Source organism: Mucilaginibacter gotjawali (assembly GCF_002355435.1).
GTDB lineage: Bacteria > Bacteroidota > Bacteroidia > Sphingobacteriales > Sphingobacteriaceae > Mucilaginibacter > Mucilaginibacter gotjawali.
In genome coordinates this window covers 2,605,851-2,621,451 of record NZ_AP017313.1, presented here as the reverse complement: position 1 = coordinate 2,621,451, position 15,601 = coordinate 2,605,851, and the positions used below count along the sequence as shown (strand labels likewise).

Here is a 15,601-nt window from a genome sequence, read left to right as displayed (position 1 = left end):
CACATTATAATATGATCAGAGATTTTTTTAATTATGGCTGTAAAAATTAAAGTATTTAAAAAAAATCATAATTTTCAGGTATATAAAAACAGATATTTAACATATTTATAATTTTAATACTTGCCGGGCCGTGCGATGGCCTTAAAATCCGGGCTAACAATGGAATTAAACTCATTTTTCGGCATTAAAAATTCTGTAAAAAAGCAGAGATCTGCGCGCCGGAGCACAATAGCAATAAATTTCTAACCTAAAATTAATTGCAAACTACAAGCCGCTGGTGAGACTTTAGACTCCTGACTTAAGACTCAGGACTTGATCTATCCGCTTCGCCAGTTCCCTGTCCTTTTCGGTCACCATATCGCCTGCATCGTGGGTGTTTAGCCAAATTTCAACTTTGTTCCAGGTATTTGTCCAGGTGGGGTGATGGTCGATTTTTTCGGCGATCAGGGCCACCCTCGTCATAAATGCAAAGGCTTCCGAAAAATCCTTGAATTCAAAAGCGCGGTATAATTTGTTATTGGTTTCGTTCCACATGATGATAATAATTTAAAAAAGCCTGTTCCTATTAATAAACAAAATATCCGCTTTTTGTTCTGATTTTAACGTATCGGCTAAAATGCGTCCCGGTTTTATTCATCGTAGAGACGCAATATTTTGCGTCTCAGACCCGAACGCCCGTAAATTTATCGCAAATCATTAAAATTCATTCGCAAACGCCGTAGAGACGCGATGCTTCGCGTCTCCTGCTGACAGGCGTGTAATTGCTTAGAAGGGCAAAGACGCGATGCATCGCGTCTCTACGATATCCTTATAAAATCATCTTTTAGCGATTTTTAAATCTTAAAAGAAATATTTTATGGATTAACATTAACTTAGTTGTCAAATTTAACAACCTTATCAACAAACCTTTTAACCTAACCAATAAAACCAAACCCTTAAAAACATGGATATGAATATGCCCGGCATGCCCAATGCGCCTACCACCACCAACCCCTCAACCCTTGGAATAATTACCGAATACAGCCTGAATTGGCCCGGCGACACACTGCCAGGATCGACCCACGAGCTGGTGATCAGCAAGGATTTTATTTTTGTTACCGGGCAAAACATGCACCGCATCGCCAAATTCGACTATAGCGGAAAGCTGCTTACCTATTATAAAATGCCGGACGACAGCGGCCCCCATGGCCTGTTAATTGATAAACACAACCAGCTTTGGGTTTCGCTTGAATTTATTGGCATAATAGCCCGGCTGGATGATAACGGGAATATAGTGGAACAGATTGACGTGCAAATATATACGGCCGGTGCACATCCAACCGTCATCAATACGGCCCCGCATGGTATTGGCCTTGACGCCGATGGCGAAACCATCTGGTTTACGGGCAAACGCACCAGTACCATAGGCCGGATAAAAAAAGACAGATCAGTTGAACATTTTCAACTGAACACACTGGCCGCCCTGCCCATATTTCTTTCGGCCGGCGCCGATGGCGGGATCTGGGGTACCGAACTATTGGGCAGCATGATCCTTAACATATCAAAAGACGGCGTGGTGAACGAATATAAGATCCCCACAGCAAACAGCCGCCCTATTGCCGTGATCCCCGACCAATGCGAGCCGTTTATGTGGTTTACCGAAGAAGCGGGCGTAAAAATTGGCAAAATTGACATGAATGGTAATATGACCGAATACCGTGTGCCTGCATTACGAAAAAACGATATCCTGGCTTCGCTTTCCTTCGATCCGGATGGCAACCTGTGGGTGCAGGTTTATGTTGATGCTGCCAACCCTACCCCGGCAGGGTATGATTATATCATCATGTTTGATAAATCGATCAGGCAGCTGCAGGGCGACGACCTTTCGGGCATTCCCTTTGTGATGCATACCATCCCCAGCAAAATGTCCATGATGCACCGCATCCGGCCCGACCATGATGGCAACCTTTGGTTTACCGAAATGATGACGGATAAGTTGGGGAAGATAAAGTTGGTATAAGGAGAGACCTTTTCCTTCATTTTAAAACGAACATTGCCTGCACGGGTGACGTTCGTTTTTTTTTGAGAAAAATTTGGAATTGCAATTTTATACTCTACATTTGTAGAGTATATTCTAAACTTATAGAGCAGATGAAATTAACCGATGCCGAAGAACAGTTAATGGAAATGATATGGGACCGCGACCGCGTATTCATGAAAGACCTTATTGAAAGCTACCCTGATCCCAAACCAGCCACTACTACTATTGCAACTTTATTAAAACGCATGCAGAATAAGGGTTTTGTGGGCTATGAATTAATGGGCAATAGCCGGCAATATTTTCCGCTGGTTAAAAAATCCGCCTATTTTTCAAAGCAGGTAAAAGGCCTTATCAATAATTTCTTTGGCAGTTCGGCTATGCAATTCGCGTCATTCTTCACCAAAGAGACTGATCTGTCAGCCAAAGAACTGGAAGAGCTAAAAAAATAATAGAAACCGAAATTAAACGCAAAAACAAATGATTAACTGGGTAATCAACTCGACACTTTGTTCGGGCATGCTATTAATGGTTTATCAGCTGCTGCTCAAAAACACCAACCTGTTTAATTTTAACAGGGCTTATCTGCTGCTGAGTATTTTATTTTCGTTAACGGTACCATTGATTATTGTTCATCAAAACGAGAGAACAACACCCGAAATGCCGTCATTTGCTGCTGTACAGCAGCAAATCGTTAACGTTAATAGTGCACTAACAGCAGAAACAAAAACTCAAGCAACCATCACCCCTGGTAAATCGCAAATTAATTATGGCTATTACGCCGCAGTTATCTACTGTATAGTAGCTATGTTGCTGCTTTTGCGGTTTTTCATCAATCTATTTTTTATTATTAAAGAATTCAGGCATCAGGATAAACAGCGATATGGTGAAGCCTGGCTGGTACTTACCGACAAGGACGTCGTTCCTCACACCTTTTTAGGCCATATCTTTTTAAATAAAAAATACTATTATCAAAATAAGATCGAACAAGGCGTAATTGACCATGAAATGGCCCACGCAGTTCAATATCACTCCATTGATGTAATCTTCATCAGTCTGGTCCAGGCTGTCTTCTGGTTTAACCCATTTTTTTTCTTTTTCCGCCGGGCTATTCAACTCAACCATGAATTTATTGCTGATGCGGCTGCACTTCGCAGTTCCGGCAATATCAGCAGGTACCAGAAATTATTGCTAAGTAAAGCCTCGCTACTCCCTGGCTTAAGTATCACCAGTGAGTTTAACTATTCCATAACCAAAAAACGATTAATGATGATGACCAAACACACTTCCGCAGCTTCGGCCTGGGCTATCCGGCTCACAGTAATCCCGGTTATCGCCGGTGCATTTATACTATTTTGTAACAAAACAATTGCACAGCAACCAACAAGTAATAACAAGCCTGTCGATTCAGCAAAATCAAAGGATAGCAACCAACCAATTGCAAGTAAATCAAACAACGGCGGCGTAATGGTACATTTTGACGGGCGAAAATATCCGAGTACCATTAATGGTATTTCGGCAAGTGAAATGGCCGAATACGAAGCTTATGAAACGAAATACACCACCCGGCGCCTTGACGTAAGCAAGAGTATAACTAAGCCTGAGGAAGAACGCATGGAATACCTGTTCCAACACATGAGTTTGGCGCAGCAAAAATACAGAACAATCATTTTTGATTACCCGCCAGCACCAGCACATGGATCGGTCGTAAGTGCGCATGACCTGGCCACATGGGCTGACGCTGGCACATATGGAATTTGGTTAAACGGCAAACGCATTAAAAATGCTGAATTACAAAACATCAACCCTAAAAACATTAACCAGATTTTTTTTAGCAGACTAACGGATAAGGCGGTTAAAAACGACGGATTTCATTACCAGGTAGAGTTAATGACTTTAGCCTATTACAAAAGCTATCGCAAGCAAGCGATTGCAAACCGTAATAACAGTATGATGCTTTTTCACTTTAAATCCTGATGTCAAGATAGCCGGGCGCGCCTTGGATTAAAAGACGCGTCCTAAAAATAAATTCAGCCAAATAATTACCCAAAATGCGCTCTCATCACCCTCGCATAATCCGCTATGGCCACATCGGGTTCCCCAATTTCAGGATGCCATAGTTTTTCCCATTCAAAGCTGTAAAAGCCTTTGTATCCCCCGTTCCGCAGGGCGTCAATTGCTTCAAAAATGGGCACTTCCCCCTGCCCTAACAGCACATAATGCACATCGTTGCCGGCAATTTTTCCGTCTTTTATATGCGTATGCCTGATATAGGGGTGTAAAGCTTTATAGGCTTCGGCAGGCGGTTCTTTGGTGATGGCCCACATGTTGCACACGTCCCAGATCATGCCGGTGTTGGGGTGTTTGGCGGCTTTCAACACGGTTTCAAGGCCGGCTATTTTTACCAGGTCGCCATGCGATTCAACCAATACACTTACCTTGCTCCCTTTGGCATGGTCGGCCAGTTCCAGCAGGCCTTTCACCATCAGGTCTGTGGCAGCGGCTTTGTCCCCGTCTTTCGGGAAGGTATTAGGGAAGACGCGTACAAAAGGGCATTCCAGTTGCTGCGCCAGGTCGATAAAGCGGCGGCCTTCGTCTAAATTTTTCCCTCTTTCAGCAGGATCGGCAATATGCATCATTGCGGAAGAGCCCAGGTCGGCAAAGCGCAGGCCCTTGTCCTTCATTTGCTGTAAAGTTTGCCGCCTGTTTTCGTCGGTACTTAATTCTTTTACTTTGGTAAGGTCCATTTCACGCCGGATGCCGCGCAGCTCGATGCCATCGTAGCCATGTTGGGCAGCAAAATCAATGATTTGGTTAAACGACCAATCGGGACAGCCCAAAGTTGAAAAAGACAGCAGCGGTTTTTCCTTTTTGAGCTTGAATGAGGATGCTATTGCCGCCCCTGCTGCCAGCAGTGACGAGGTTTGCAGAAATTGGCGGCGTGAATAGGTGTTCATCATAAATGTTTATATAAAAATTACCAGAAACAGACATACCACTAACACACCCCTCCACCCCTCTCAAGAGGGGAATCGCACAGGCTGGGCTTTAAAAAGGCCACAGTGCGCCGGGTTCCCCTCTTGAGAGGGGGCGGGGGTGTGTAAATTCTCCTCTTGGCAGGAATCACACACACCAGATCTATTTCTCCCTCAACGAATCCGCTTTTAAATAATTCATATAAGTGGCGTGATTGATAAAAATCGCGCTGTCCGCTTTTGTCCCCACATCATAAAAATCTGCATAATGCTTGATCATTTGCCCGGTTTTATCAGCCTTAATATGATCGATCAGTTTTGAAAAATCTACGGCGCTAAGGCCTTTCATTTCAAGGGATTTTGCAGTATTCAATGTATCTGTCCAGGTAAGTTGCTGCGTTTCTTTATCCTTCGGGATAGTCGCAAGGTTAAGGTACCAGTTGGTTTCATTGACAATATTCCCGGTAGCCGTATTAAATTCAGCCACTTCAAACGATGGGTTATTACCATGATTAGAGCATATCGAAGGTACAATCCGCATCAAAGCCACCGGCTTCGGCATCCTGGCATTATCATACACCACCTTAAAATCATTCAAATGTACATGGCTGCCAATAATGAGTTTAACCGATGCGGCATGTTTTACGATAGTGTGGACAAATGCATCGGAAGACGCTACATTCCAGAAGTTCTTTTTGTTAAAGGCGTTGATTCCCGGCGGGATGTGCATCAATATCCATACGTTTTTGCCGTTGGCATTGGCCAGGTTATTATCCAACCATTTGAGCATCGCATCGGCCTGTGGTTTATAATTGCTGCCCAAATTTAAAGATGCGGTATTGATCACCACCAGCCTCAAATTGCCCGTTTCGGCAGTGTAATACCCCCTGGCCTTTAACGAATCAGCCGAAGGCCCGGGCAAGTTCGGCTCCCAGGCGCTGGCAAAATCATTTAAAAATTTAGAATCCTGCAGGGCATAGTCCTGTCCGTAAGTATCGTTATTGCCCATCGCCGGGATGATCAATGCATTCGGAAAATACTCCTTTAATAACCCCGCAATAAACAGGATGCATTTCTTTTTCAGCACCGAATCAGCCGGGGTGGCGCCGTGCCAGATAAAATCGCCCGCGATAAGGATAAAAGCCGGATCGGGCAGCCGTTTTTTCATATTAAACAAAGCAGATTGCAACACCCCGTAATTGGCATCTTTAAATAGCAGGTTACTATTGATGGCCATCTGCGGCGCAAACCCTTCAAAATATTGTTTCCATTCCGCAAACGACGCGTTTTCCAGCTTCTTTTTTAAAACGCTGTCGCCCACCGTAGTGCCATAAAAAGGATTAAAGTGAATATCAGATACGATCAAACATTTTTGTGTTAACGGAGCTTTTGCTGTTGTTCCTGAAATGCGGGTAAAAGATAAAACTGTGGCTGATAAGACGAGGAAACCAAGCCCAAGCGCAGGAAAATGCTTTTTTATGAAATTCATTCGATATGTGTTTAGTAGCAGCCCTTAAGGTACAGGCAATAAATTTCAGGATTATATTCTATAAAAAAGGCCAATAAGGGTCAAATTAATTACATCGCTTTTTGGTCAATGAAACAAGACGATATAATAAGCCCGTAGTTACCCCTCAAAAGTAATTTTTTTCAACCATTAAAATATTTCCGCTTCCTGATCGCCTACTCATTAAAGGCAGTATATAATCTTCATTCTTTTGTCACAAAGATGTTATATGATTGTCAAATTGGTAAATTCAGTTGACCAATATAGTCAACTTGGTTTACATTTGTACTGTCAAATAAAAAATATGAATATCGTCTATATCACACAGGAAATACTGATCAGCTTCATCAAAAAAGCTGATAACTATGCACAACTTACGGGTTTAAAAAACCTGGCAAGTGCTTTCCGGTGGAAAACGGACTTTAAAACATGGCTTTTAAACTTTAAATCAACTGATTATAAGTTAAGGGCCAAATCTATCAGCGCTTACCTGTTCAACGCATCTATCGAAGGCTTAAAGCACAACCTTCTCGGGCCAAATATCAATATGGAATTCCTGGTACTCACCCTGCACACCTGGGTAATCCTTGCAGCAGGTTTTGTCGTAAGTTTTCCTGAATATATAGCCGGGCGATATTTTGGAAAAAAGAATACCAGGACCAATTGTCCTGATTACAGCCAGCCCGGCACACCATTTAAACTATGTTTACAATGAAAAAACTATTTACTATAATTTTATATAAACCAATTTTATTAGTGTCGTTCTTTTTTGCCGCAGCGCAGGGCCTGTATGGCCAAACCCTGGTTCATGGCACTATTACCGACGCCAAAACAAAAGAAACCCTGCCTTTTGTAACAGTAACGTTCGTTGGCGGGAAACAGGGCGCCTCCAGCGATAACCAGGGCAAATACCGACTGGTTTCAAATAGCAACTACACACAAATACGTATTACATATGTAGGTTTTAAAACCGAAATAAAATCCGTTGAACCCGGCAAAGAGCAAACCATAAATATCGCGTTAACCGAAGACCGGCAGTTATTGAACGAAGTGGTGGTAAAATCGGGTAAGAAACCAAAATACCGCAACAAAAATAACCCCGCGGTTGAACTGATCCGCCAGGTGATCGACCATAAAGAAAAAAACCGTCTCGAAAGTTATGATTATGCAGAGTACCGCCAGTACGAACTGTTGAATTTTTACCTGAGCAACCTTTCAGACAAATTCAAAAACAAACGCATCTTTAAAAATTACCAGTTCCTGTTCCGTGAGCAGGATTCAACAGCCATTGGCGGCAAAATTCTCCTCCCTATTTATATGGAAGAGAAACTTTCGCAAAACTATTACCGCAAATCGCCCTATGCCAAAAAACAGGTAATTGAAGCCAACAAACAGGTTAAATACGATGAAAGTTTTATTGATAACCAGGGCCTTTCTTCCTACTTTAACCGTTTGTATCAAAATATTGATATATACGACAACAATATCCAGCTGGTAACCAACCAATTGCTGAGCCCTATTGCCGACCATTCTCCTGATTTTTATAAGTTTTTTATTACTGATACGCTGAAGGATCAGTCGCCGCAGTTAATTGAATTAAGCTTTACCCCGCGAAATACCAATGATCTGCTTTTTGCCGGCAAACTTTATGTAACCATGGATGGCAATTATGCTGTTGAGAAAGCGGTTTTAACGGTAAACAAGCACATCAACCTGAATTTTGTGCGCCAGATGCAAACCATCCTGTCGTTCGAAAAGAATGGTGACGGTAAATATCATTTAAGCCAAAGCGATTTAAAAATGGAATTTGCGCTGAATAAAAATAAGGGCGGGGGCATGTTCGGCGAGCGTAAAGTGATCATCGATAGTTTTTTGATGAACAGCCCCCGTCCTAAACCAACTTATGACGGCCCTGAGCAGGTATTTGCCGCTAATTCAGAAAACAAGGATAATCATTACTGGGAGGCAAACCGCCCGGATACTCTGGCGCCCGAAAAAGCAGGCATCTATAAAAATATCGACAGCCTGCAAACTATAGCCTCAGTAAAGCGCACCATGGATTGGGTTACATTGGGCCTGGCAGGTTACAAAAACTTCGGTGCATTTGAAACCGGACCGGCCAGTACTTTTTATAGCTTTAACCCGGTGGAAGGCTTCCGCGTTCGTTTGGGCGGCCGCTCGACACCAGAATTAAGCAAGCGCTATTACTTTGAAACCTATGGCGCCTATGGCACAAAGGACGAACGGTTTAAATATTTTTTAAGCTCAACTTATTCACTCAACAACAAATCTATCTACTCATTCCCGCAAAATTATATCAGGGCCAGCTTCCAGCACGACACCAAGATCCCCGGCCAGGAGCTGCAGTTTGTGCAGGAAGACAATTTCCTGCTATCATTTAAACGCGGCGAAAACGATATGTGGCTGTATAACAATATTTTCCGTTTGGATTATGTGCATGAATACGATAACCATTTTTCCTATAAGGTGGGTTTTAAAAATTGGGGACAAAGCCCGGCCGGCGCTTTGTATTTTCAGAATGTAATTGGCAATAACGTAAATAATATCAATACGGTAAAAACTACCGAGCTTTCCCTTGAGTTACGGTATGCCCCGCACGAAACTTTTTACCAAGGTAAAATTTACAGGGTACCCATTGTTGACCGCTACCCTATTTTTACGCTAAGATATAACCAGGGTGTTAAGAATTTTTTTGGAGGACAGTATAATTACCAAAACTTAACCGGCAACATCACCAAACGCTTTTACCTGTCGCAGTTGGGCTATTCTGATGTGATTGTTGAGGGGAACTATATTTTTGGCAAAGTGCCGTTCCCGCTGATGGATATCCACCATGCCAATCAAACCTATTCGTTGCAGTTGGATTCCTACAACCTGATGAATTTCCAGGAGTTTGTGAGCGACCATTATGCCAGCATCAATATCGATCATAATTTCAACGGGTTCTTTTTCAATAAAGTACCCTTGCTGAAGAAATTAAAACTGCGCGAGATCATCGATTTTAAAGGACTATGGGGTGGTGTAAGGAGCGAAAACAATCCGGCTAACGACCCGTTGTTATTGAAGTACCCCATCAACAGCACCACAGGATTACCGGTTACCTATACGCTAAATAACGGGCCGTATATGGAAGGCAGCTTCGGCATAGGAAATATTTTCAGGTTGATCAGGGTTGATTTGGTTAGGCGCTTTACTTACCTGGATAACCCGGAGGTATCCAAATGGGGCATCAGGGCACGCGTTAAGTTCGACTTTTAATAATACATTTGTAAACCAAGTTGACTATTTTAATGTTTTATATAAAGTAACACAGATTATTTAAAAAGGCTGATTAAACAAGGTTTTAATAAAAAAGATCATGGAAACCGAAAATTCACAGAGGTTTACAATTAAACTTATCTACTTGTTAAAACGTTTCATGGACGACTGGAACGAAAAAAAGCTGTGCCGCGTGCACTACCCGGGTTTTAACCATGCGCACCTGCCGGTTTTTATGAGTATCGGCCAAAACGGGATCTCGAACAACGAGCTTGCAGAAAAATTAAACGTTACCAAGCAGGCTACCAGCAAGATCATCAAAGAGCTTGAAGAAATAAATATGGTCAGAAGCGAAAAGAGCGCTGCAGATGCCCGTTCGGTGATACTTCATTATACCCCGGACGGTGAGAAATATTACCATTATATCAAAACGCAGATCTACCAGCTGGAGGATCAATATAAAAAGCTCGTCGGTGCAAAAAATTACGAAATAGCTATTGATGTGTTGTTAAAACTGGTGGAATTTCACGAAAAACAAAGCTGCCTGCCCGCTTAAATAGTGCATCCATTTTCAATCGCATTATTCCTCAATTGGATTTTATGTTTACTTTTAGCTTTTAAATAAGGCTAAAACCAAACATGACAAAGTTTTTCACAACCCTTGCAATATTAATTTCTGTTAACTGCGCGTTCGCTCAAAAAAGTGTTCCTGCCACCATAAAGCAAATCCCGGCCGGCACAGTTAAATACCAGGGAAATACCAATACCTGCTGGTCGTTTTCAACTACCTCGATGATTGAATCGGGCGCTATCATAAACGACCGTAAAGACATCGACCTCTCGGAATTGTTTACCGCCCGCAACCTTTATATCGAGAAAGCAAAACGCTATATATTATCAAACGGCACCACCCTGTTCGAGGCTGGTGGATTATCGCATGATGCCTTATTCGGGATCCAAAAATATGGTGCTATACCCGCTGAATTTTACGGGCGTGATAATGCAGTTAAATTTTCGGAAAGTTCCACGGTTCAACTGGATGAGGTACTAAAAAAATACCTCGACTCGGTTTTGAAAACCAAACCGATAGATCCCAACTGGCTTACCGGCTTCATCAAAAAACACGACGCCATTGCCGGCACTCCGCCTGAAAAATTCACATGGCAGGGAAAGACATATACACCGCTGACTTTTGAAAAAGAGGTGTTGAAATTTAACCCGGATGACTATGTCACCATAACATCCTTTACCCACCACCCCTTTTACCAGAATTTCGCGCTCGAGATCCCTGATAACTTTTTAATGTCTGAGCCTTATCTGAATGTACCCTTAGAAGAGATGATCAGCATAGCCAGCAAAACCATTGTTAAAGGCTTTCCGCTGGTGGTTGATATGGACGTAACCAATAATGGCTGGAACTGCCATCACAGTGGCTATGCCTTGTTTGAAGATAAAAGATTTTCAAATGTTGCCAACGCCGATACCACCGAAATGGATTTTAACCAGCAACTGCGCCAGCAATTATTTGAAACACTGGTAACCCAGGATGATCATCTCATCCACGTTGTCGGCATCGCTAAAAGCCAAAACGGTAAATTGTTTTTCATTTTGAAAGATTCCGTTGGCGACACGCCTTTTAAGGGGTACGACTATATCTCTGTAAATTACTTCGGCATCAATACAATAAGTATTACCGTTCCCAAAAAAGCGCTGGATCCAAAATATTTATCGCTGGCAAGCAGCAAGCCGGGAAGGCCATTATAATAACGGCCGCAAAAAACAGTAATCGAATAAAATTATTCGTCAATGGCTGCTTTTTCGTTGTAATCCAGGTTGAGGGCCTCCTCAATTTTATCACGTGTGGGCCTGATCGATATAAAGAAAAGGATATTGATGCCCACAATTGCCAGGTAAAATAAATTACTGGTAATCATGGTGCAAACAATACCAAACATAGATGCGCCCTCACTTAACGCAGCCCTAACGATAAAGGCGGTTTGATAAACGCCCAGCTTATCCTTCAAATTTGTTTTTTCAGCCGCATTTGCCAATTGTTGTTTAAATAAAAAACCGCCCAAAAATATGCCAAGCCCGACCAATAAAATCAATACATAAAAAAACACGTCGTTTCCTGGTTTCAAATTAAACACCGGGTTTGGTGTAATGGCAAAAACGACCGCGCCAAATAAAACCTGGCCTATCAGCAATGCGAGGTGAATAATAATGGTGGTTTTTATCAGGCTTTTAGGATTGATTGTGCTGGTTTGGTTGTACATAGCTATTTTATAAAAATCGAAACTACAATTATTAAAATAAAAAGAGTAATTGATTTCCTATTATTTGTGGTTTTAATTTATTATTTTTTACTTTGCGATGCAAAGTACTTTTAATATGATAAAATTCCATATTGGCTATTTTATTGCAACTTTTCTCCTATTCATAACTGAATTTATCATTGCACTATACGTGCATGACAGCTTCATCCGGCCTTATGGCGGTGATTTTTTGGTGGTGATGCTGATTTATTGCATTGTAAGAAGCTTTTTCAATCTGCCGGTGCTGCTTACCGCCGGTGGGGTTCTGCTATTTGCTTATTGTGTTGAGTTCTCCCAATATTTTCATTTGGCAAGGGTTTTGGGTTTACAAAATTCAAAGCTGGCAAAAATATTGATGGGTACCTCCTTTTCGTTTATGGATATGGTGGTGTATACGCTGGGCATCGTTTTGATTATTGTTGTGGAGAATCTGCGACTAAGCCTTAAAAAGTTTTAGAAAACGTATAAAAATGATTTTGTAACGAATTTGTAGAGACGCGATGTTTCACGTCTAACGCTTTAATTTTTTTATGGAAAAATATTTTGTTGATCAGAATTCAATCGTCCGGAAGATCTGGGGTAAGGCCGATACCGTTCTTTTTATATTCGCCGGAGCCGCTGCGGAGTTCGCGTTAAACAAAGCGGTTGACTGGCTATACTTCACAGGCCGGTTACCGGCAGATCCTCTTGCCCGTCTGTTCTCCACAGTTGAATACGCGGGCCAGATCATTTTCTCGGAAGAGCAAAAAGCGCTCGCGGCTATTGACCGTATAACCGCTATTCACCAGGATGTGGAAAAAAAAAGACATGATAAAATACCGGATTGGGCTTACCGGGATGTATTATACCTGTTAATTGATTATTCGGTCCGTTCGTATGAGTTATTGGAAAGGAAGCTGACACAAGCAGAAAAAAATGAAGTTTTTGAGGTTTTTCTTCGCGTAGGAAACCGGATGCAACTGGCAGGTCTGCCTGCTGATTATCGCCACTGGGCAGTGTCAAGGGATAAGCATTTAGCGGAAAACCTCGTCAAAAGTGAGTTTACTATTGATCTTTATCACCAGTATAAAAAACACCTTGGCGTTACCCGGTATACCATTTTAAAACAGGTGCAATTTCAGCTGGCGCCTCCACGGGTAAGCTATTTATTAGGCCTGAAAAACAAATATTGGCTTATTGCGCTGCTGCAATTTTATAAGCTATTCCGCATTATAAAGCTTGACAATACCTTAAAAAGCGCCTTACTTCCGGTTGCTTATAAAATCCGTATTTCGCAGCTTGATGTAAACTAAGCTTAAAAAAAGAATCCCGGTTCAAACATAACATAACTGTAAAACAGCCAATTACATTAAAACCGGGATAATCAATTAATTCAGGAAGGTAAAATAGAAAGAGTAATCTTCGTCATTAACCTTTGGCCCCGAAGAAACTACCAGCCAGAGCCTTTTTTAGCGTTGCCGTTTGCGATATGTTCTTCGGCGGCTGCTTTACCCATTATGGCTGCCATTTTGTTGCCTGCTGCATCTGTTCCTGTTGCAATGTACCTTCCTGACTTGATATCGATAACAGGATCGATCATTGGTACATTCTTTGTTTTTGTTTTTACTGAATAAGCAGTAATTCCGTTTGTTGTTGCCATGATAAGTTTTTTTTAAGTTAACCCAATTGGGGGGTAATTTGTTTTTATAATTTGTTTTTTATTGTGAAATTTATGAAGCATAAACTAACATAAACATGGGGCAAGTTATATATTTATGCTTAACAAACAACATTGATCAGATATTTGTTATTAACATGATTTTAATATCCGCCAGGCTTCAAACATTTGGTATTATTACCAATTAGTATTAGTTTAACCGCATTAAATAATTTGAAATGAAAAACAGAGATTCGAGTATCCTTTACCTGATATTGGGTATTTATGCACTAATGATAAACTGGTACTATAACCATAACCTCATCCTTTTATTACTTGGTTACATTTTTTGGCCATTATACCTCATCTACGAATTGCTTACCGGCGGACTTTCCGGCGGCATGTGGAAGGAGATACCGCTGTCGTATTTCAAGTAAGGCGGTGAATGGTGAGGAGTAAATAGTGAGTGGTGAAAAAAAATAAAATGGATTAAGTAGCCCGCACATTCTCCTTCTATTCATTTTTCACAACTCACTACTCACCTCCCAAATGTTAAATTGTGTAAAAAAACCAATACCTGTTATATTAATCTAAGGTAAAAGTCGTTCTTTTGCTAAACAATCATATATGAAGAAACTTTCACTTATTATTACTTTGTTATTAGCAGTTCTGTTACTGCAAAAATGTAAAAAAGACACCTACACAGCTTATGCGGCCTCTACCAACACCATGTATGCCATTATTAACGATTCAACCTGGAGCGCCGATACTACGCAAGCGGCTATCACCTACAACTCGGCTGCAAAAACTAAAGTTTTCACCTGCTCTGGTATAGCAAACAATAAAGAAGTTACTATTTCTGTAAATATACCGAGCTCCAGCAATACGCCCGGGTTCCCGTTGTATACGTTTAATGCAGATAGTGCCCAGTTGCACCAATTTGCTTTTTACACCAAAGGGAGTGCTGGATTTGTTGAACAGGGCACCGTTGGAGCAGGCTCAGGAACGGTAGTATTTACCGCAATTGATTCAGTTAAAAAGGTGGTAACCGGAACATTTTCACTTGTTACCCGGAAATATAATTACGATGGGAGCGGCAATTTAATCTCGATCACGATTAATAAAGTTCTCGACGGCGCATTTAACAGTATGCCTTATACTTTTAGCAGCAATTAGCCAGGAGGTTAATTCAATGATATTAATCCGGGATCAAAAACATAAATTTGATCCCGGATTTTTTATTTTAACACTGGTAAATAATCCCATAAACGGTATTGCAGCAACGCCAATGCCCCTATTTTTCAAAATTGTTACCTTTGCCAAAAATTTATAAATGCCAGAAAAAAATAAAGCTGTTTTTTTAGACCGCGACGGCGTATTAAACCGTGAAATGGGCGACTATGTTTGCCGGGTTGAGGATTTTGAGGTTCTTAATAATTTTAGTGCCCTAAAAACATTACAGGATAAAGGCTATTTACTGATTGTAGCCACCAACCAGGGCGGCCTGGCGAAAGGCTGGTACAGTGAGGATGAACTGGCAAAAATGCACCGCCAATTAAAAAAAGTGTACAGCGAACATGGCGTTGAATTTACAGATATATTCTATTGCCCCCATCATCCCGATTTTACCGGCGATTGCGATTGCCGCAAACCAAAACCAGGATTGTTACTGCGGGGCATCGAAAAATACAATCTCGATCCATCCAAATCGTACTTTATCGGCGACCGTGAACGGGACATGACAGCCGCCACAGCAGCTGGGGTAAACGGAATTTTGGTTGACAGCGACCAACCATTGAGCGAGGTTTTGGGGATGATTGTGTAGTTGTTGGGGAAGATTGTTGAAAAGTTGTAAGGTTGTAATGTTAAAAA

Annotated in this window: 17 protein-coding genes; 12 read left to right on the top strand and 5 right to left on the bottom strand. The window is 41.6% G+C overall.

Annotation, left to right across the window (positions count from 1 at the left end):
* Positions 1-285 precede the first annotated feature (285 nt).
* Positions 286-534, bottom strand: a complete 249-nt coding sequence (locus tag MgSA37_RS11780; protein WP_096352132.1) for a 4a-hydroxytetrahydrobiopterin dehydratase — start codon at positions 532-534, stop codon at positions 286-288.
* A 409-nt stretch (positions 535-943) separates the two neighbouring features.
* On the opposite strand from MgSA37_RS11780, the gene MgSA37_RS11775 reads away from it, so the two are divergent.
* From MgSA37_RS11775 to MgSA37_RS11765, 3 genes are all read left to right on the top strand, one after another.
* Positions 944-1,999 (top strand): virginiamycin B lyase family protein, encoded by a 1,056-nt coding sequence (locus tag MgSA37_RS11775; RefSeq protein ID WP_096352131.1) that lies wholly within the window; start codon positions 944-946, stop codon positions 1,997-1,999.
* 131 nt (positions 2,000-2,130) lie between these two features.
* Positions 2,131-2,469: a BlaI/MecI/CopY family transcriptional regulator gene (locus MgSA37_RS11770; protein WP_096352129.1), complete on the top strand. Its 339-nt coding sequence runs from the start codon at positions 2,131-2,133 to the stop codon at positions 2,467-2,469.
* A gap of 28 nt (positions 2,470-2,497) precedes the next feature.
* On the top strand, positions 2,498-3,994 hold the full coding sequence (locus MgSA37_RS11765; protein WP_096352128.1) for a M56 family metallopeptidase: 1,497 nt from the start codon (positions 2,498-2,500) through the stop codon (positions 3,992-3,994).
* A 65-nt stretch (positions 3,995-4,059) separates the two neighbouring features.
* On the opposite strand, the gene MgSA37_RS11760 is transcribed toward MgSA37_RS11765, so the two are convergent.
* A complete protein-coding gene (locus MgSA37_RS11760; RefSeq protein WP_197706124.1) occupies positions 4,060-4,977 on the bottom strand; it encodes a sugar phosphate isomerase/epimerase family protein in 918 nt (305 codons plus the stop codon).
* A gap of 178 nt (positions 4,978-5,155) precedes the next feature.
* Positions 5,156-6,481: a metallophosphoesterase gene (locus tag MgSA37_RS11755; protein WP_096352125.1), complete on the bottom strand. Its 1,326-nt coding sequence runs from the start codon at positions 6,479-6,481 to the stop codon at positions 5,156-5,158.
* Positions 6,482-6,803: 322 nt separating this feature from the next.
* Here MgSA37_RS11755 and MgSA37_RS11750 point away from each other — a divergent pair, with 322 nt between their 5' ends.
* The 4 genes from MgSA37_RS11750 to MgSA37_RS11735 all read left to right on the top strand — a co-directional run bounded on the left by MgSA37_RS11750 (position 6,804) and on the right by MgSA37_RS11735 (position 11,542).
* The gene (locus MgSA37_RS11750; protein WP_096352123.1) at positions 6,804-7,214 is read left to right on the top strand and encodes a hypothetical protein; all 411 of its coding nucleotides are present in this window, start codon (positions 6,804-6,806) and stop codon (positions 7,212-7,214) included.
* Positions 7,211-9,778 (top strand): DUF5686 and carboxypeptidase-like regulatory domain-containing protein, encoded by a 2,568-nt coding sequence (locus MgSA37_RS11745; protein ID WP_096357427.1) that lies wholly within the window; start codon positions 7,211-7,213, stop codon positions 9,776-9,778. Before MgSA37_RS11750 ends, MgSA37_RS11745 begins: the two co-directional genes overlap by 4 nt.
* A 100-nt stretch (positions 9,779-9,878) precedes the next feature.
* Positions 9,879-10,334, top strand: coding sequence for a MarR family winged helix-turn-helix transcriptional regulator (locus MgSA37_RS11740; protein WP_096352122.1), 456 nt, complete (start codon positions 9,879-9,881; stop codon positions 10,332-10,334).
* An 83-nt stretch (positions 10,335-10,417) separates the two neighbouring features.
* A complete protein-coding gene (locus tag MgSA37_RS11735; protein ID WP_096352120.1) occupies positions 10,418-11,542 on the top strand; it encodes a C1 family peptidase in 1,125 nt (374 codons plus the stop codon).
* Positions 11,543-11,574: 32 nt separating this feature from the next.
* Here the strand turns inward: MgSA37_RS11735 and MgSA37_RS11730 are convergent, their stop codons facing one another.
* Complete coding sequence (locus MgSA37_RS11730; protein ID WP_096352119.1) at positions 11,575-12,054, bottom strand: hypothetical protein; 480 nt, start codon at positions 12,052-12,054, stop codon at positions 11,575-11,577.
* A 115-nt stretch (positions 12,055-12,169) separates the two neighbouring features.
* On the opposite strand from MgSA37_RS11730, the gene MgSA37_RS11725 reads away from it, so the two are divergent.
* Both MgSA37_RS11725 and MgSA37_RS11720 read left to right on the top strand, forming a co-directional pair.
* Positions 12,170-12,550, top strand: a complete 381-nt coding sequence (locus tag MgSA37_RS11725; protein WP_096357425.1) for a ribosomal maturation YjgA family protein — start codon at positions 12,170-12,172, stop codon at positions 12,548-12,550.
* Between the two features lie 73 nt (positions 12,551-12,623).
* The gene (locus tag MgSA37_RS11720) at positions 12,624-13,385 is read left to right on the top strand and encodes an oxygenase MpaB family protein (RefSeq protein WP_096352117.1); all 762 of its coding nucleotides are present in this window, start codon (positions 12,624-12,626) and stop codon (positions 13,383-13,385) included.
* Positions 13,386-13,522: 137 nt separating this feature from the next.
* On the opposite strand, the gene MgSA37_RS11715 is transcribed toward MgSA37_RS11720, so the two are convergent.
* Positions 13,523-13,732 (bottom strand): hypothetical protein, encoded by a 210-nt coding sequence (locus MgSA37_RS11715; RefSeq protein WP_096352116.1) that lies wholly within the window; start codon positions 13,730-13,732, stop codon positions 13,523-13,525.
* Between the two features lie 236 nt (positions 13,733-13,968).
* Between MgSA37_RS11715 and MgSA37_RS11710 the strand changes: the two genes are divergently transcribed.
* The 3 genes from MgSA37_RS11710 to MgSA37_RS11700 all read left to right on the top strand — a co-directional run bounded on the left by MgSA37_RS11710 (position 13,969) and on the right by MgSA37_RS11700 (position 15,554).
* A complete protein-coding gene (locus tag MgSA37_RS11710) occupies positions 13,969-14,166 on the top strand; it encodes a hypothetical protein (RefSeq protein WP_096352114.1) in 198 nt (65 codons plus the stop codon).
* 190 nt (positions 14,167-14,356) lie between these two features.
* Positions 14,357-14,905 (top strand): hypothetical protein, encoded by a 549-nt coding sequence (locus MgSA37_RS11705; RefSeq protein WP_096352112.1) that lies wholly within the window; start codon positions 14,357-14,359, stop codon positions 14,903-14,905.
* 157 nt (positions 14,906-15,062) lie between these two features.
* Positions 15,063-15,554, top strand: a complete 492-nt coding sequence (locus MgSA37_RS11700) for a D-glycero-alpha-D-manno-heptose-1,7-bisphosphate 7-phosphatase (protein ID WP_096352110.1) — start codon at positions 15,063-15,065, stop codon at positions 15,552-15,554.
* The last annotated feature ends 47 nt before the right edge of the window (positions 15,555-15,601 follow it).